General features: G+C 42.5%; 18 protein-coding genes and 1 riboswitch. Of the genes, 15 read left to right on the forward strand and 3 right to left on the reverse strand.

Going from position 1 to position 18,065, the window contains the following annotated elements; genetic code table 11:
- Positions 1-80 precede the first annotated feature (80 nt).
- The 13 genes from ACQCT8_RS11005 (at position 81) to ACQCT8_RS11065 (ending at position 13,612) form a co-directional block, all read left to right on the forward strand.
- Positions 81-878: an SDR family NAD(P)-dependent oxidoreductase gene (locus tag ACQCT8_RS11005; RefSeq protein ID WP_426871054.1), complete on the forward strand. Its 798-nt coding sequence runs from the start codon at positions 81-83 to the stop codon at positions 876-878.
- A gap of 400 nt (positions 879-1,278) precedes the next feature.
- On the forward strand, positions 1,279-2,382 hold the full coding sequence (locus tag ACQCT8_RS11010; RefSeq protein WP_426871056.1) for an ABC transporter ATP-binding protein: 1,104 nt from the start codon (positions 1,279-1,281) through the stop codon (positions 2,380-2,382).
- Positions 2,372-3,190, forward strand: coding sequence for an ABC transporter permease (locus ACQCT8_RS11015; protein WP_426871058.1), 819 nt, complete (start codon positions 2,372-2,374; stop codon positions 3,188-3,190). The genes ACQCT8_RS11010 and ACQCT8_RS11015 overlap by 11 nt, the downstream gene beginning before the upstream one ends.
- Positions 3,174-3,977, forward strand: a complete 804-nt coding sequence (locus ACQCT8_RS11020; protein ID WP_426871060.1) for an ABC transporter permease — start codon at positions 3,174-3,176, stop codon at positions 3,975-3,977. The genes ACQCT8_RS11015 and ACQCT8_RS11020 overlap by 17 nt, the downstream gene beginning before the upstream one ends.
- Positions 3,974-5,047 (forward strand): ABC transporter substrate-binding protein, encoded by a 1,074-nt coding sequence (locus tag ACQCT8_RS11025; protein WP_426871062.1) that lies wholly within the window; start codon positions 3,974-3,976, stop codon positions 5,045-5,047. Before ACQCT8_RS11020 ends, ACQCT8_RS11025 begins: the two co-directional genes overlap by 4 nt.
- Positions 5,048-5,074: 27 nt before the next feature.
- Positions 5,075-6,268: a cation:proton antiporter gene (locus ACQCT8_RS11030; protein WP_426871064.1), complete on the forward strand. Its 1,194-nt coding sequence runs from the start codon at positions 5,075-5,077 to the stop codon at positions 6,266-6,268.
- Positions 6,269-6,695: 427 nt separating this feature from the next.
- Positions 6,696-7,082: a GntR family transcriptional regulator gene (locus ACQCT8_RS11035; RefSeq protein ID WP_426871066.1), complete on the forward strand. Its 387-nt coding sequence runs from the start codon at positions 6,696-6,698 to the stop codon at positions 7,080-7,082.
- Positions 7,079-7,975, forward strand: coding sequence for an ABC transporter ATP-binding protein (locus tag ACQCT8_RS11040; RefSeq protein ID WP_426871069.1), 897 nt, complete (start codon positions 7,079-7,081; stop codon positions 7,973-7,975). The genes ACQCT8_RS11035 and ACQCT8_RS11040 overlap by 4 nt, the downstream gene beginning before the upstream one ends.
- Entirely contained in the window at positions 7,962-8,702 is a 741-nt protein-coding gene (locus tag ACQCT8_RS11045; protein WP_426871071.1) for a hypothetical protein, read from the forward strand. Before ACQCT8_RS11040 ends, ACQCT8_RS11045 begins: the two co-directional genes overlap by 14 nt.
- Entirely contained in the window at positions 8,699-9,406 is a 708-nt protein-coding gene (locus ACQCT8_RS11050; RefSeq protein WP_426871073.1) for a hypothetical protein, read from the forward strand. The genes ACQCT8_RS11045 and ACQCT8_RS11050 overlap by 4 nt, the downstream gene beginning before the upstream one ends.
- A gap of 157 nt (positions 9,407-9,563) precedes the next feature.
- Positions 9,564-9,676, forward strand: a riboswitch (SAM riboswitch).
- Positions 9,677-9,950: 274 nt separating this feature from the next.
- Positions 9,951-11,255, forward strand: coding sequence for an O-acetylhomoserine aminocarboxypropyltransferase/cysteine synthase family protein (locus ACQCT8_RS11055; protein WP_426871075.1), 1,305 nt, complete (start codon positions 9,951-9,953; stop codon positions 11,253-11,255).
- Between the two features lie 31 nt (positions 11,256-11,286).
- Positions 11,287-12,384 (forward strand): homoserine O-acetyltransferase MetX, encoded by a 1,098-nt coding sequence (gene metX / locus ACQCT8_RS11060; RefSeq protein WP_426871077.1) that lies wholly within the window; start codon positions 11,287-11,289, stop codon positions 12,382-12,384.
- Between the two features lie 373 nt (positions 12,385-12,757).
- Positions 12,758-13,612 (forward strand): dimethylarginine dimethylaminohydrolase family protein, encoded by an 855-nt coding sequence (locus ACQCT8_RS11065; protein WP_426871079.1) that lies wholly within the window; start codon positions 12,758-12,760, stop codon positions 13,610-13,612.
- A 95-nt stretch (positions 13,613-13,707) separates the two neighbouring features.
- On the opposite strand, the gene ACQCT8_RS11070 is transcribed toward ACQCT8_RS11065, so the two are convergent.
- Positions 13,708-13,890, reverse strand: a complete 183-nt coding sequence (locus ACQCT8_RS11070) for a hypothetical protein (protein ID WP_426871081.1) — start codon at positions 13,888-13,890, stop codon at positions 13,708-13,710.
- A gap of 325 nt (positions 13,891-14,215) precedes the next feature.
- Positions 14,216-14,743 carry a YceI family protein gene (locus ACQCT8_RS11075; protein ID WP_426871083.1) on the reverse strand — a complete coding sequence of 176 codons (528 nt, stop codon included), beginning with the start codon at positions 14,741-14,743 and terminating at the stop codon, positions 14,216-14,218.
- 312 nt (positions 14,744-15,055) lie between these two features.
- Here ACQCT8_RS11075 and ACQCT8_RS11080 point away from each other — a divergent pair, with 312 nt between their 5' ends.
- Both ACQCT8_RS11080 and ACQCT8_RS11085 read left to right on the forward strand, forming a co-directional pair.
- Entirely contained in the window at positions 15,056-16,150 is a 1,095-nt protein-coding gene (locus ACQCT8_RS11080) for a hypothetical protein (protein WP_426871085.1), read from the forward strand.
- A gap of 9 nt (positions 16,151-16,159) precedes the next feature.
- Positions 16,160-17,293 carry a S1C family serine protease gene (locus tag ACQCT8_RS11085; RefSeq protein ID WP_426871087.1) on the forward strand — a complete coding sequence of 378 codons (1,134 nt, stop codon included), beginning with the start codon at positions 16,160-16,162 and terminating at the stop codon, positions 17,291-17,293.
- A 374-nt stretch (positions 17,294-17,667) separates the two neighbouring features.
- Here the strand turns inward: ACQCT8_RS11085 and ACQCT8_RS11090 are convergent, their stop codons facing one another.
- The gene (locus ACQCT8_RS11090) at positions 17,668-17,985 is read right to left on the reverse strand and encodes a winged helix-turn-helix transcriptional regulator (RefSeq protein ID WP_426871089.1); all 318 of its coding nucleotides are present in this window, start codon (positions 17,983-17,985) and stop codon (positions 17,668-17,670) included.
- Positions 17,986-18,065 lie beyond the last annotated feature (80 nt).

The following is an 18,065-nucleotide window of genomic DNA, read 5'->3' on the forward strand; positions in this document are numbered from 1 at the left end:
ATTTGCCTTGATTCTGGTGTTTAGGTCCTTACGTTTTAAGGAACGTAAGAACTAGAAACCAATATCGGAGGGATCAGGGCATGGTATTTTCAGAAAAAGCATTAAAAGATCAGCATCTTCTAGTGACAGGCGCCACAGGAGGCATCGGCTATGAGACAGCAAAAGCAGCGGTTCAAGCCGGGGCGGTCGTTTCTGTCACTGGCAGAAATGAAGAAAAATTAGCGGAATTAGAACGGGAAGTCCGATTACTGCAGGCATCCGGATCGCTAATCGTCATTCCTGCAGACTTAAATGATGCAACTGAACGACTGCGTCTGGTGGAAGAAGCCACTCAAAAAGGCGGTGCATTAACAGGATTGGTGAATTCTGCCGGCATCTCAGGAGGAGGGCCACTTGATCAGCTTGAAGAAGAAAAAATGAGAAAGGTAATGGAATTAAATTATTTTTCAACAGTCTTACTGACCCAGCTGGTGTATGAACGGCTCATTCCTCAAAATAAAGGGGCCATTGTCAATATTTCATCTTTATCCGGATTGAGGGGCACACATGGAAATACAGCGTACAGTGCTTCTAAATTTGCAGTGATTGGATTTACACAGTCCTTTGCAGTTGAAGCAATTGAACATGGCATCCGTGTAAATGCCGTTTGTCCGGGATTTGTTGATACCGAAATGGGACGTTCGGCAATTGAGAAAAAAGGTAAGGCAGCCGGCAGATCGTATGAAGAGCAGTTGAAAATTGCTGAGGAAGGTCTCCCTTCCGGACGCATTACTCAGCCCGAAGAAGTCGCAAACAGCGTAATTTTCCTTCTTTCCGAGGCAGCAGAAAACATTGTAGGTGAATCTCTTAAAATATCTGGCGGCAGTGTGATGAGGTAGGGTGCCAATTACCCTTACGTACTGTTTGAAAGATAGACTTTACTAGTATAAATAAAAAGAATTATACAAAAGCGAGGCTGGGACAACACTAAAAAAAGTTTAAAAAATGAGGGTATATTTAGTAGTAGTTGAGCGGAGCGGAAGGTGGCACCGTCCCTGCGGAAGCGTCCGCCTGAAGTGAAGTGAACCGGTCGTAGAGCTTGAGACACTTTTGTCCCAAGCTCTCTTTATGTTTTTTAATACGAACGAAAGGAAGAATACAAGTTTAATCATCGGTGAGCCATGAAATAAATGGCAGCAGGCTGTGATATGGAAAATAGTGAAAGTTCTTTAGTTTCTTAAAAAAAATAGCGTATAATGTAGGATAAATTGCAGTCAAACAGGCAGGAGGAAAGAACAGTTGAGCCAAAATACTATCATCCGGTTTGATCAGGTTACACATCAATTTGATCAGACCGTCGTGTTGAATGAAGTTAGCTTTGAGATCGAGAGAGGAAAGTTTTATACACTGCTCGGGCCATCCGGGTGCGGGAAAACCACTATACTGCGGCTGATTGCAGGCTTTATGGAACCCGCAGCAGGCTCCATTTTTTTTAACGGCAAAAAAATTAATCATATACCGGCGAATAAAAGGCAGGTTAATACAGTGTTTCAGGATTACGCTCTTTTTCCACATTTAAATGTGTTTGAAAATGTAGCTTTCGGCCTGAAAATACGAAAACTTAAAAAAGCCGATGTACATGTAAAAGTTAAAGAAGCATTGAAATTTGTCAATCTTGAAGGGTATGAGACAAGACAAATCAGTGAAATGTCAGGCGGACAAAGACAGCGTGTTGCCATTGCACGAGCGATTGTGAATGAACCTGAGGTTATCTTGCTTGATGAACCACTGTCAGCACTTGATCTTAAACTGCGTACGGAGATGCAGTATGAATTGCGTGAACTGCAGCAGCGTCTGGGCATTACGTTTATTTTTGTTACGCATGATCAGGAAGAGGCTCTTGCCATGTCGGATGAAATTTTTGTTATGGACAAGGGCGTCATACAGCAGAGTGGAACGCCGATGGATATTTATGATGAGCCGATCAACCGTTTTGTGGCTGATTTTATTGGCGAGTCCAATATCGCATCTGGGAAGATGGTCGCTGATTTTAATGTTTCATTTGCAGGAAAAGAATTTGAATGCGTAGACCGCGGTCTTCAGCGGGATGAGCCGGTTGAAGTGGTGATTCGCCCCGAGGATTTAACGATTACAGAAGAAAGCGCAGGTAAGCTGCAGGTGAAAGTGGATTCCCAGCTTTTCCGCGGGGTTCATTTTGAAATTTGCTGCTTTGATGAATTCGGAAATGAGTGGCTGGTGCATTCAACGAAAAAAGCAGAAGTTGGAGAAAAAATCGGGTTAACCTTTGATCCGGAAGCCATTCACGTTATGCGGTTTAACGAATCAGAAGAGGATTTTGACAGAAGGCTGGAAGGGTATTCGGAGACTGGCCATGGAAACTAAATCAAGAAATTTGTTTTTAATCCCATATGCTTTCTGGATTCTTTTATTTGTAATAGCACCTGTCGTGCTGGTCGTGTTTTTTTCATTTAGAGGCCTGGATGGAGGGTTTACGCTTGAAAACTGGACTCATTTTTTTACCTCCACTTATTTTCAGCTGACAGTAAGCTCATTTTGGTATGCTTTTTTAATTACGCTTTTTGCTCTTATCATCTCTTATCCGACTGCATTAATCTTAACCAAGACCAGGCATAAACAGCTGTGGCTGCTGTTGATCATCGTGCCTTCATGGATCAATATTCTGCTGAAGGTCTATGCTTTTTTAGGTATCTTTGGGACGTATGGTCCGGTAAATGCCTTGTTGAACACGATGGGAATCGGGTCACAGCAGATCCTGTTTACCGATTTCAGCTTCGTTTTTGTTTCCGTTTATATTTTTATTCCGTTTATGATTCTGCCGATCTTTAATGCGCTCGATAAGCTGAATCCGACTCTTGTAGATGCTTCACGAGATTTGGGCGCTTCTTCATGGGAAACGTTCCGGCAGGTTATTTTTCCGTTAACAGCAAGGGGTGTAAAAGCAGGCTGTCAGCTTGTGTTTATTCCAGCTCTGTCTTTGTTTATGATCACAAGACTGATTGCAGGAAATCAAGTTATCACTCTTGGGACTGCCATCGAACAGCATTTTCTTGTTACTCAGGATTGGGGAATGGGATCTACTATAGCTGTATTTCTTATTGCTGTAATGGCAGTGATTATGTTTATAACGGGCGACAGGAAGAGAGGGCTGGCGAATGAAAAAAACGTTTAATTGGCCGGCTGTTTATCTGGCTTTCGTCTTTGTGATTTTATATGCACCGATCTTTTATTTAATGGTGTACTCCTTTAACAGCGGAGGGACCATGTACGGGTTTGAAAGCTTTACATGGGACTATTATATTGAAGTGTTTCAGGATACAAGACTATTAATCATTGTTTTAAACACAGTGATTATCGCACTTTTATCCTCGCTGATTTCAACCGTTATCGGTGTGTTTGGTGCTCTTGCGATTACGTATGTGAAAAGACAGCGTAATAAAAACACCTTGCTTTCCCTAAACAATGTTTTGATTGTCAGTCCGGATGTCATTATTGGTGCTTCCTTGTTAATTTTATTTACGTTTATCGGAATCAGACTGGGCTTTACGTCTGTTCTGCTTGCGCATATTGCGTTTAGTGTGCCGATTGTTGTCATAATGGTTCTGCCGAAGCTGCAGGAAATGAGCCCAACGCTGATTGATGCAGCAAGAGACCTGGGGGCAAGCAGGCTGGATGTACTGACAAAGGTAATTCTGCCTTATATTACACCAGGGATCTTTGCAGGATTTTTTATGGCGTTGACGTATTCGCTGGATGACTTTGCTGTCACATTTTTTGTAACAGGAAATGGCTTTACAACTCTGTCAGTAGAAATCTATTCGCTTGCCAGACAGGGAATTTCCCTGCAGATAAACGCGTTATCCACACTTATTTTTGGGGTAACACTGGTACTGGTAATGGGCTACTATTTCATTAGTAAAAAAAGCGGTGCCGGCTTAGGGATGGGGGTGCCAAAATGAAGCAGCTGATTCGGATGTTTAGTGTCGTCGTACTTGCTGTCATTGCGCTTCTTATTGGAGTAAATTATCTTAATTCGTCTCAAAGCACCTCTGGCAATGATACGCTGACCGTGTTTAACTGGGGAGATTATATAGATGAAGACCTGCTCACAGAGTTTGAAGAAGAAACAGGCATTCGCGTTATTTATGAAACGTTTGATTCAAATGAAGCGATGCTGACTAAAATTGAGCAGGGGGGAACCACCTATGATATTGCCGTTCCCTCTGAATATACAATCGATAAAATGATCGAACAGGAATTGCTGCTCGAACTGGATCATGAGCAGCTGCCGAATATGGAGCATTTAAATCCGGATTTCATGGACCTTTCCTTTGACCCGGGAAATGCGTATTCCATCCCTTATTTTTGGGGAACAGTTGGCATTGTGTACAATCCCTCAGTTACAGGAGATGTTGACTTTACTTCGTGGGACGATCTGTGGAATGAAGAATTTGAAAACGAAATCCTGCTTGTAGATGGTGCAAGGGAAATCATGGGGATGGCCTTAAACAGCCTTGGCTATTCGTTAAATACGAAAGATCAAACAGAACTTGCTGCTGCACAGGAAAGGCTGCTTACGCTGTCTCCGAATATTAAGGCCATTGTCGGTGACGAAATGAAAATGCTGATTGGCAATAATGAGGCGCCAATTGGTGTTAGCTGGTCAGGAGAAGCAGCTGATATGATGTTTGAAAATGAGGAGCTCGATTACGCGATTCCGGAAGAAGGATCCAATCTGTGGTTTGATAATATGGTGATTCCAAAAACGGCGGATAATATCGATGTGGCCCATCAGTTTATTAATTTTATGCTGGAGCCGGAGCACGCTGCACAAAACGCTGAATATGTCGGATATTCCACTCCGAATCAGTCAGGCTTTGAGCTCTTGCCGGCAGAAATTGCAGAAGACGAACGTTTTTATCCTGATGAGGAAATTACAGATCGATTGGAAGTGTATGATAACCTGGGGCAGGAAATGCTCTCGTATTACAATGAATTATTTTTGGAATTTAAAATAGAACTCCGGTAAGGCGCGTAATAAAGGGGAGGAGATGAAGTGGAAGCCTCGCATGTGATTTTACTGCTGTTGATTGGCTACATTGTGTATACCATTGATAATCATGCAAAATCATTTCCACAGCCGCCCATTCTTGTTTTAATTGGGCTGGGATTATCTTTCGTCCCTTTTTTCAGTGAAATCCAATTAACGGAGACAATGCTCTACGATGTGATTCTGCCTTCATTGTTATTTATCTCTGCTTACAAATATCCACCTGCAGCCCTGCGCAAGCATGCAGGAATTATTGCCCTTTTAAGCACGAGCGGCTTACTGCTTACAGTCTCTCTTCTTGGTATTGCAATCTATTTTACTGTAAGTCCGTTTGTCAGCCTGTCATTGCTTGGGGCATTTGTCATCGCTGCAGTTATGGCACCGACTGATCCGGTTTCTGTGACAGCTATTTTAAAACAAAGCGGATCAAATGAAGGAATCGCCGATGTTGTAGAGGGAGAGTCGATGATTAATGATGGCACCAGCATCGTTATTTTCACCACATTGGTCATGATAATTTCTACAGGGGCAGATTTTACGTTTTGGTCTGCAGCAAAAGAGTTTCTTTTCGTTTCAGCAGGAGGCATAGTGATTGGACTGCTGTTTGGATGGCTCGTAAGCAAGGCGGTCCACTATACCCACCATAAAGAATTTCAGGTTATGCTGAGTATCGTGCTGGCTTACGGGAACTTTCACCTTGCTGAAGCCCTTGGAGTTTCAGGCGTTCTTGCTACCGTTACTGCCGGCATTATGCTTTCATGGGAATTTACCCATACAAACAAAGAAGATCATTACAGAGAAGCGCTTGATGGGTTTTGGAATATAGTTGAACCCACTTTGCTTTCGGTGGTTTTCTTAATGATTGGGCTCATTGCAGCCTCTTACTTGGACAGTGGACTGCTTTTATTTTCACTGGTGATTTTTCTATTTAGTCTTATCATTCGATACCTCGTTGTGGGGCTGTCTGCAGCCGCTATTCCATCCGTACGCCGTGTTTTTGGTATAAAGGAATCTTTCATTATTGCTTTCTCTGGTGTGAAAGGAACTATGTCGGTTGTGCTGCTGCTCATTTTAGAGTCGAAAAATGCAGACAACATTGATTTTATTATTTCACTTTCTTTCATTGCCATCCTGCTTTCACTAGTCATTCAGAGCTTTGGAATCTATCCACTCACACGAAAGCTTTTAAAGTCTGAATAGTTATAGCCTTGTAAGAAAGGTCCACTTGATGCGAACCGGTCAATAAGAGCTTGGGAATAAGTATCTCAAGCTCTATGACCGGTTCGCTGCGTTTTTACGGACGCTTTTCACAGTCACTCCAGGCTTTGCCTTGCGGGGGCTCAGCTTGCCGTCATCTTCTGCTGGGAGTCGCCACATTCTGCTCCGCTCTCCCCACACTATTGATAAAGTTGTCCTCATTTTTTTGTTCAGTTATTAGTAGAGAAATACAAAATTACAGAATCGGCATCATTCATCCCCTTGTCAAAAGTTAGACGACAGGACCAGGGATGATTTTTTCTTTTTAAAAAACCATTTAAAAAATAAAAACCACAGTTGTCAATCTTGACAATTTATAATATACTACATTACAACACTAATGCACTATGTTAGATAGGGGGGTGTGAAGATGATTCTCAACACGGATGGGACGAAGCCCATTTATATGCAAATAGCCGAATGGCTGGAAACAGAAATTTTACAGGGGAAATTTACTCCCGATGAAAAAATCTATTCCCAGTACCAGCTAGCCGATTTATTTACCATTAATCCGGCTACTGCAGCGAAGGGATTGACACTTTTGGCGGAAGAAAAAATCTTATATAAAAAGCGGGGGTTGGGCATGTTTGTGTCACAAGATGCGAAAAAGATGATCCGGCACAGAAGAATCAATCAGACATTGAAAAAGCTGGTTGATGAAATTGTAGAAGAAGCGGAGCATCTTCATGTAAAAGAAGAGGAATTAATCGCTATGATTCAAAAGGCAAAAAGAAATCGGGAGGGGGATGCAGAATGAATACAATTGAATGCCGCGATCTGTCTAAAACATTTGGCAGCAAGACCGCCTTGCAGGATTTAACGGTAGCCATCAAAGAAAACACTATCACAGGTGTAATTGGCAGAAATGGAGCCGGTAAAACAACCCTGTTAAAGATAGCAGCTGGTTTTTTGCAAAAGAGCTCAGGAACCATTCAGGTATTTAACGAATCCCCTTTTAACAGTCTTCTGGTTTCGGCCAACAGCATTTACATAGATGAATACGTTCAATATCCTCCGGCACTTACACTCAGGGAAATTCTCGATCATCATCATTTCTTTTATGAAAAGTGGGATAAGAAGCTTGCAGACCGGCTGCTGGATTATTTTGCGCTTCATCCTATGCAGCACCATAACCAGCTGTCTAAAGGACAAAAAAACACCTTTAATGCAATCGCAGGTCTTGCTTCACGCTGTCAGCTCACCATTTTCGATGAACCAACCACCGGAATGGATGCTTCTGTTCGTAAGGATTTTTACCGAGCACTGTTAAAGGATTATCTTTCACATCCAAGAACCATCCTGCTTTCAAGCCATCATCTTGACGAAATAGATGAATTGATTGAAGAAGTTCTTTTGATTAAAAACGGTACAAAGCATCTTCACATGCCGGTCGAAGAGCTGAAAGAATATGCGATGGGGGTTCATGGTCCCGAGCCGGCTTTAAGAGACTGGATGCGCAATCATCACCAAATTTATAAAAAACAGACACGTCCTGGAGCGGCTTATGCTGTAGTAAAAAATGATTTTTCAGCAAGGGAAAAGGCTGAAGCGGTAAGTATGGGACTTCAATTTTCAGCTGTGAGTGCGAGTGATCTATGTGTGTATTTAACCCAGCCGCATAAAGGGGGAATTGACGATGTCTTTAACTAAAATAACGTTGGGAGAAGCCGTTAAAAAACAGTATAAGTACAAACTTTTTTCCTACTACGATGCGATAAAATCACTGCTCATTATTCAGCTGATCGCGCTTGTGTTTTCATTTATAGGGTCAGGCGGGAGCAGTACATCCGATATGAATGTAACGATATCTGTCGATACATACTCCAGTGATATAGTCTTTTTCTTCACTGTATTGTGGATGTTTATAACGGCTATTCTGCTGACGACCAGAGCGTACCGATACGAGGACTTTTCTTTTATAACCAATCGATTGAGCAGCCAGCTTTCAAACGCACTTTATCTGATAACAGGTGCAGCAGTTGGTACCCTTACTACCGTGTTAAGTACTTTTTTACTGTATGTGATTTTTTATTTTACGAATCCTTCCCAGAATCTGTTTGGCTACAGTTCGGCAGGGTCGCCTCAGGAGCTGTTGCTTGCTGCAGGAGGAACATTTTTTTATTTGCTTGCAGCCGCAGCGCTCGGTTATTTTCTAGGGGTTCTTACACAACTAAACCGTATATTGGGATTTGCTTTTGTAGCCATTATCCTTTTTTTACCGATGTTTCTGGGACAGTTTTTCATTTTTAAACAAATTTACATCTTTTATTTTCAGGAGCCATCCCTTCTTTTATTTGGCTTAAAAATATTGCTTTCAGCTTTATTGCTGTTTGCAGCAGCCATTTTATTCCTTAATAAACGGGAGGTGAGAGTATGATGATTGTTTTTCAATTTGTCTTCTTTTGTCTTGTGTTTGCAGGGATCTTCTTTTTGTTCAGAAAAGCACCAAAAAAAAGAAAGATCCTTTTTTCCACAAAGAAAATGTTTATCGTTCTTGCGGGGTATGTGGGGATTCTTCTTCTGTCGATGGTTCTTTACTACCTTTTGCCGGAACTTAAAATGGAAGACACAAAAGAAGCGCTGGGCTCCCGGGAAGAAGCGTTTGAAGAGGGGGCGGAGGTCTATGAAGCAGCTCATCGCGGAGACTTTGAAGAGATACCGGAAGAATATTTGATTGTGGAAAAAACGATTCCCTTTGATAAAAATACATTATTAATACAGCCCGGAATGCTTTCAGAGACAATGGCTGTTATCGCAATTGAGCGGGTGGAAAAAGAAGGGGAAATTCAGCTTGTCCATTATCGTTCTCCCGATCGGTTAAATGGCATAGATATCTCTCATGAGTTTGAAGACACGGAGATCAATGCGGTTGAAAACCAACTTATCTTTACTTCATCGTCAACAGGTGAAATTTCGTATACTCAATTTTCAAAGCCGATGATTTTATCTCAATTTAATCCAAGCGGCCGTTCAGGTATGGGATTTGACTATCAGGCGGGGACTGAAGCGATCCTTCTAAAGGTGCCGGAAAATATTGAGATCCTTAAAGAAGATGATGATTTTGTCATTTATCTTGATTAAAGCAGATGGTGATAAATTTTGTATGTTCACATAAAGTAGGAATACATGACTAACCTGTAGAAATGTATAAACTAAATTATCTGAAAAAGGTTGACTTTCAACTAGAGTTTGCTCTATAATCCACAACAAGAGATTCGTAACCACCTAACTTAATATACTCTTATCCAGAGTGGCGGAGGGACTAGGCCCTGCGATGCCCGGCAACCAACGAATGCTTTTTTCGGAAAGGTGCTAATTCCTACAGATTAATTTTAATCTGAAAGATAAGAGGAGGACAAAACCCTCTTCTTATGAAGGGGGTTTTTTATATAGAAAAGTGCAAAGCGCTCGTTCAGGCCCGACAAGTTTAAGGCGGGGTGCACAATCCACCTGGTTTTTGGTGGATTTGCACCGTGACTTAAAACCTCGAGGGCCTAGCGCTTGGAACTGGATCAAAGAAAAGTGCAAAGCGCTGGTCCAGGCCCGACAAGTTTAAGGCGCGGTGAAGAGAAGCAAATGAAACTGTTGTCCAGCTAATTCTAAAAAAGGAATGGAGAGATTCATGATGACAAACTCAAATCCCCAATACGGCATTGAAACACTGCTTTTGCATGGTGCAGCCGCGCCGGATTCTGCTACAGGATCCAGGGCAGTCCCTATTTACCAGACGACTTCTTATGTATTTGACAGTGCTGATCATGCCCAAAAATTATTTTCTCTTGAGGAGCCTGGCAATATTTACACCAGAATAGGGAATCCTACTGTAGCTGCTTTTGAGGACCGGATGGCGATTCTTGAAGGTGGAGTTGGTGCTGTCGCTGTATCCTCCGGAATGGCGGCCATTACCCTTGCCATCCTGAACGTTGCCAGTGCGGGGGATGAGGTAGTGGCAGCGACCGATTTATACGGAGGGACTTATAACTTATTTACTTCTACCCTGCCGAAATATGGAATTACAATTAAATTTGCAGACCCTAAGGACCCTGAAAACTTCAGACACGCCATTACCCCTAAAACAAAAGCTGTGTTTGCAGAAGTGATCGGCAATCCGAGTCTTCACGTTTTAGATATTGCAAAAGTGGCTGAAGTGGCTCATGAGGAAGGGGTCCCTCTCATCGTTGACAGCACATTTGCCACACCTTATTTAAATAAACCACTTGAGCACGGCGCAGATATTGTTGTACACTCTGCAACAAAATGGATTGGCGGTCACGGCACTACGATCGGCGGAGTGGTTGTTTCCGGAGGTAGTTTTAATTTTGCAAACGGCCGATTTCCAGATTTCACAACACCTGATCCAAGCTATAATGGGCTGAAATTTGCAGACTTGGAAGAAGCGGCATATATCGCAAAGCTTCGTGTACAGCTGCTTAGAGACATTGGAGCATGCTTAAGTCCGCAAAATGCCTTCTTGCTTCTTCAAGGGCTTGAAACGCTTCACCTGCGGATCGACCGCCACATTGAAAACGCAAAAAAAGTAGCCCAATACTTAAATGGACATCCTCAAGTGGAATGGGTATCTTATCCGGGGCTTGAAGATCATCCGTCTTATCACTTAGCTTCTAAATATCTTCCGAAGGGACCGGGATCTATTATTGTATTTGGCATTAAAGGGGGAAGAGAAGCTGGAAGAAAAGTGATCGATCAAACCGCTTTATGGTCCCATGTGGCCAATGTGGGTGATGCCAAGTCTCTCATTATTCACCCTGCCTCTACAACCCATGCTCAGTTGACACCGGAAGACTTGGCGGCAAGCGGTGTGTCGGAAGAGCAGATTCGTTTGTCAGTAGGGATAGAATCAGCAGACGATTTGATTGCGGATCTGGAGCAGGCGATTCAATTATCCGCAGATGTTGCGTTGCGCCCATAAATAAAACCTATTTGAAATGAGTTGATACCCGGTGAATGACAATGGAATAAAACAAAAAGTCGAACGGGTGGAAGACACGCTGAAGATAGGCCCCCTGATCCTGGAATCAGGAAAAGTTCTTCCTGATGTCACCCTGCGCTACGAAAGAGTCGGAAACCCAGAATTGCCGGCAGTTCTGATCTGTCATGCGTTAACAGGAAGCCACCAGACTGTGGGAACAGAAGAAGAGCCGGGATGGTGGAGAGGATTTGTTGGTTATGATTCGCCGGTTGACCTGCAGCAGTATCAGGCAATCACCTTTAACGTAGTGGGAGGATGCAGCGGATCATCCGGCCCTGCCTCCACGGATGGTGAAAACAAACCTTACCGATTATCTTTTCCATTTATCACGGTCAGAGACATGGTTCACGCCCAGTACAAGGCGCTTGAAAAGCTTGGCGTTTCTCACGTAAGAGCGGTGGTGGGAGGATCGCTTGGAGGCATGCAGGCCCTCGAATGGGGAATTCTTTACCCCGATTTTATGGATCAGCTGTTTATCTTAGCGGCTACTCCAGCCTTGAGTGACTATGGGATCGCCTTTAACCGGATCGGTATTCATGCGATTGAACAGGATCCGAGGTGGAATGGCGGAAATTATGAAGAGGCAAGCGATGTGAAAGGCTTTGAGGTGGCCCGCATGGTAGGGCTTGTTACGTACCGAAGCCCTTCTCTTTTTACCAATCGTTTTTCCAGAGAAGAAAAGCCGGCTGAAGATGATCGTCCTTATTATCAGGTCGAATCCTATCTTCGTTATCAAGGGGAAAAGATCACAAGGAGATTTGATCCAAACAGTTATTTGTATTTGCTTTATGCCATGAACGGACACGACATTGGACGAGGCCGGGGAGGCATCCAAAAGGCTGCCAATCTCATTCAGGCTGAAGTCGTTGGCGTCGGCTTCACAGGTGATCTTTTGTACCCGCCGGATGAGATTCATTCCTTCATTCAGTTCACCTCCAAAGGATTCTTCCACGAGGTAGAAACAGCTTTCGGGCATGACGGATTTTTAGTGGAATATGAAAAATGGGGCCCTATCATCAGAGGCCATCTGGCAGAAAGATCACCTGGCCATCTTTCAAATGAACTCTGATACGACCCCGCAGCCATAAGGACCACACCATGCTCTTCACGATCCACAACTTACCGTGAAGAGCATTTTTTATCCTCAGGATCGCGAGCTCCTGTCCTTTAAATGCTCGATACCAATATAAACTGCGAGCTAGCAGTGGATCGTCACAGACATTTATCATCACACATATACTGTTAGTTAGCAGAAAGCTGTAATACTCCTGCAATTCATCCAGCCAATCCCTCAGCGATGCACATAAACACTTTACACTAGCTGCCTTTAAAATTTTATCCTTAAAATCCGTTTAATCTTTAGTTGAAAAAGGAATAATACCCAAAAGGGTTTAGACAACGTTTATGCTGACTAACCCGAAATGGATAACGGAGGGCCAGATATGTTGATGGAAAGAAAAGAAAGCAGCGGTATAATTTCATGTGAAAATGAATATGACAGGCTAGAAAGAGTGTTAGTTTGTCCTCCAGCCTTTATGAAAATTGAAAAAGCAATTAACGAGACTCAAAAGCATTTCCTGGATGAAAATATAAATCAAGAAAAAGCGATGGAACAGCACAGAAATTTTATTCAGGCACTGCATACTCATGGAGCCGATGTCGTTCAGCTGCCGCCGATTAATACATTTCCTGAACAGGTATTTACCCGGGATATTGGTTTTACGATTAACGATACCGTTTTTATTTCAACGATGGGAACAGATGTAAGAACGGGTGAAGAGGTAATCCTTGAGGACTGGCTGACTGAAATGGGAATGAAGCATGAAAAGATTCATTCATCCATTGAAGGCGGGGACGTTATTGTGGACGGATCCACCGTTTGGGTTGGAGTAAGTTCACGCACGACGAACGAAGCCATTGCTGAGCTTCAAAGCAAGCTGCCGGATCACAAAGTGATTGCCGTCCCATTTGATTCGCAATATCTGCACCTGGACTGTTTATTTAATATTGTGTCGCCAACTGAGGCGTTAATCTATTCTCCTGCATTTGATCAGGAGACAATAGAGCGGTTTAAAGCTCACTATACGTTAATAGAAGTTAATGAAAAAGAACAGTTTACGATGGGGCCTAACGTCTTATCATTGGGTAATAAAACCATGCTAAGTCTTCCGGTTAATAAGGAAATCAATGAAAAGCTGACAGATGCCGGATATAAGGTGATCGAACTGGATATTTCAGAAATCATTAAATCAGGCGGGTCATTCCGCTGCTGCAGTCTTCCTATTAAACGCGCTTAAAACACGCGCGTTTTTTAGATCATTGAAAAGCCACCATAACCGGAAGCCCGGTCATGGTGGCTTTTACTTGCTGTTGTTCGAGTGAATCACGTTTTTTAGGTGGCAGGGTAATTAGGACCGCTGTTTTTTTTGTCGCCTTTTACTGAGCCGGTCTTTTTAGCTGTACGCTCGCTGCGGTCAACTGTGCCATCCTCATACATATCCTGTATTTGACTATTGATCACTTCATCTGCAAATTCTTCTTTGTATTGTTGATCTTCATTTTCTTTTTTCTTCATAATAATCCTCTCCATTCTTTATAGGAATGTGTTCATTATTATTTTGTGAAGTTTAGACAAAATTATACAGAGGATCATTTGGAAAATCAAAACATAGGGTCTGTTGAGTCCATATTTTCTGTTTACTCTTTTCTCACTGCTGCCATAAAAAAAGAGGTTGGGACGAAACTCAAAAAGTTTGAAAAATGAGGTCGGCAAGTTGAGCCTTTTATACAGGGGCAACACCCTTGAAAGACTCAGCGCCTCCCTGCAGAAAGCGTCCACCTGAAGCGAACCAGTCAAAGAGGCTGGGACAATTTTGTCCCAGCCTCCTGATTCTTATTTATTATGCTTGCTGTGCCTGGATTTGCAGGTTGATTTTGATGTCTTCGCCGACAAGTACTCCGCCAGTTTCAAGCGTTTGGTTCCACGTTAAGCCGTATTCTTTACGGTTGATTTTTCCGTTCACAGAAAAGCCGACTTTTTCGTTACCCCATGGATCTTTTCCGGCGCCTTCGTACTCAACTGTAAATGTTTCTTTTTTGGTTACATCCTTGATCGTAACATCGCCAGTCAGCTCATATTCATCATCACCGATTTTTTTTACATCTGTTGATTTGAAGGTAATGGAAGGATATTTTTCAACATCAAAGAAATCAGCTGAACGAAGGTGATTATCGCGATCCTGGCTGCGGGTATCAATACTGCTTACGTCAATTGTGAAGTTGATTGAAGCGGTTGTCATATCATTCACATCGGCTTCTACCTCTGCAGAAAATTCCTGAAAAGAACCTTTAACGCGTGAAATCATCATATGCTTTACTGAAAAATCCACTCCGGAATGCACACTGTCAACTACCCATTTTTTTGTCATATTAGTTCCTCCTATTTAGTTACGATAAGTAACTTAGTTAGTATTTGTAATTTATTATAGTGGGTATAAATCGGACTGTCAACCTATTTCGAATAAATAATTCTCGAATTTGAGATATTATTTATTCAGTGATAAAAATTGAATAATGCAGAGGGTCACCGGCTTTTTAAAGGCTGGAATTTAACAAAATAGCAGCAGGCTGAGGCAGTGTTCTCTTCAGACTGGGGTTCTTAGTATAAGTCTGTAGTTTTTTGGAAGCTAGTAGAGTGAATTGTCCTTAGAGAGGGTAAGTGAAAGGTAGGGGGCTACGATATGAACGAAGACAGATCTGCTAGTAATGATCAAAATAAATATATTAAAAACAATCGAAACAAAGCGCCTTTTAAAGTCTTTTTAATTGTTTTCAGCTTATGCTTCATCACAATCGTTTCTATCTTCTTTTACGAAAAGTGGCTTAATTCTCAAGTAATTGAATGGAAAACAGAAGGTGAGAGCGAAGCGTTTAATCATAAATGGGATGAAGCGGAGAACTTGCTGCAGGAGGCATATGAAACTAGACCTGGCATTGAGGGAATTGAAGCCAGTCTCACAGCCGTAAAAGATGCAAAAGAATTTGAAAGGAGCGTTGAACGTCTTTCAAGCCAACTTGATGCAGAAGAAATTGAAAAAGCAGAAATTGAAATGGATAAAATGATTGAGAAGATGGAAGCCAGACAAAATGAATTGTATTTCTTATATAAGGATCAATTAATTGAATTAAGAGATGAGAGTGTGATTCTCGGTATTCAAAACGATATAGAACATCCACTGTCTATGCAGGCATTAGCAGGAAAACTGCTGGAAATATCTGATATGGAAAGTGAATTTGCTGTTCAGGTAAAAAACCAGATAAAAGAAAAGATTGCTCAGGAAACCATTGCAGAAGCCAGTGAAAAAATGGAGTCCTACCAGTTTTCTGAAGCGCTGAATATCGTGGAAATTGGTTTAGGGTACACCTCCAACCATGAGGACCTGCTTGCATTTAAGGCAGAGATCAAAGAAGCACGTCTGGCATATCAGACGGAAGAATATGACCGGCTTCAGGATGCAATGAAAGAAGCAGAAAGAGAAGATCATTTTAACCGGACAGAATCTGTCTCTATTAAAGAATGGGACGTCGTCACTTCAGAGCCCGGAACCATCGAGCTGATGGGGAAAGTGGAGAATAGAGGAACCCGGCAGATAAAAGATATACGCCTCACCTGGGGGATCTTTAACAACAAGGATGAACTGGTATCTGAAAGCACCGTTTCTGTAAACCCTTCGGACCTCATGGTCAATGAAGAGGGCGAATTTAAAGATTCCATTAGCCTTGAAGGTGAAGAATTAAATGCAGAAATTATGAACATTACTTGGGACGTAGAATAGAGGGATACAATGAGAATGAATTGGGCTGCTTCTATCCTTTTATCACTCTTCATGCTTGCGGCAACCATCTTCTCTGTAGTATGGATCAGGGATTACATGGAGGATCATGCACCGGAACAAAAATCATACCTGGTGGACGAACAATCCGGCGCATATGAACAATTGCTTGATGAGTTAAATGAGAATAAGGCGGAAGCTATTTTTGAAGCACAAAACAAAGTGATCCAAATTGAAACACCTATAGGTTCAATTGGATCGGGTTTTTTATATAATCGAAACGGAGACTTTATAACAAATGCTCATGTGGTTGCCAATGCACATGAAGTAACTGTGGTAACTGCTCAGGCGAACCGGCACACTGGCAGAGTGATTGGAATCAGCGAATCAGAAGATATTGCGGTAGTCAGGGTGGAGGAAATGGAGGGAAAAGAGCCGTTGGAAATCGAAGAAAATCCTCCGGAATTAAAAGCTCCAGTACTAGCTTTAGGCAGTCCGCTGGGTTTTCAAAATACGGTTATGCTCGGTGAAATTAATGGCGTGGATCAGACATTTACCATTGATCCGTTTGTATATAAAAATGTAGATCGAATTACCGCTCCCATTTCACCCGGAAACAGCGGAGGACCATTACTTCACGGAGATTCACTCAAGGTGATTGGGATTACCTCTGCAGAAGAGGCTCAGGAAGGGCTGGGCTACAGTATTCCAGTCTTGGATATTCTCGATCAAGTGGATGAATGGATTGAAACGCCGTTGGAAACACTTCCCGCTTTCCCGCAATATGCTGAACAGCCTGACGATGTGTACGTGCCATCAGAAGAGGAAGCAGCAATTTATTTAGTCGAATATTTCTACAGCAGCTTGCAATTCGGAGATTTCGTTACAGCTTATTCTATGATGGGATCTCAATTTAAAGAGGAAAATAACTACGAAACGTTCAGAAAAATGTTTCGGGATACTACTGCTCTGTCACTTGAAGCAACGGAAACACTCGTGGTTGCAGAGAATGTAGAAGTTAAAGCGGTGATTGAAGCAGAGGAGCTTGAAGAGGGAGAACCCGTCAATCAAACCTATACATACCGCGTGCTCATTGGACAGGAAAATGGACAATTAAAAATTAAAGAATATACACGTTCTGACTAAAACGTCCACGCCGCTCTGCTCCGAAAGGACAACATCCAATTAGGTTCAGCGGGTGCACTATCGAAAATGCGTTCGACTGAGGCATTGAGAACCGGTTTAAAAGAGGCTAAGACAAAACTCAAAGAAGTTTAAAGAATGAAGATATTTTTAGTACTAGTAGTAAGTGAGCGGAGCGGAAGGTGGCGACTCCCTGCAGGATATGACGGCAAGCTGAGACCCCTCAAGGCAAAGCCTTGAGGAGGGCTCAGCGCCGTCCCTGGGGAAAGCGTCCGCCTGAAGCGAAGTGAACCGGTCGTAGAGCTTGAGACACTTTTGTCCCAGGCTCTTTTTATCAATTCTTGTGGCATATTGTTTCGTGTTTTTTAAAATGAATCTTATGAACAGTCCATCCACTGATCTGCCCATTTTTGAACTTCATCCAAAATAGGTGTGAGAGAGATCCCTTTATCGGTTAATCGATATTCTATGCGGACAGGCGTTTCCGGAAATACTTCACGAACAATGATTTCCTGCTCCTCAAGCTCCTTTAAACGCTCCGTTAAAATCTTATTACTAATCTGAGGGATCGGCTCTGCAATATGTGAAAAACGCTTAGGACCGGTTGCAAGCACACGAATAATGACGCCATTCCATCTTTTACCAAGAAGCTGGAAGGCTTGTTCAAATTTAGGGCAAAGTGACATCGTGGCCATACGCATCTCCTCCTTCCTTACATTAAACAGTGTAAAACTGAATGAGTTACTTAAAGTTACTTTGAACAATTATACAGGTT

It is taken from the genome of Jeotgalibacillus proteolyticus (assembly GCF_050107735.1).
Lineage (GTDB): Bacteria > Bacillota > Bacilli > Bacillales > Jeotgalibacillaceae > Jeotgalibacillus > Jeotgalibacillus proteolyticus_A.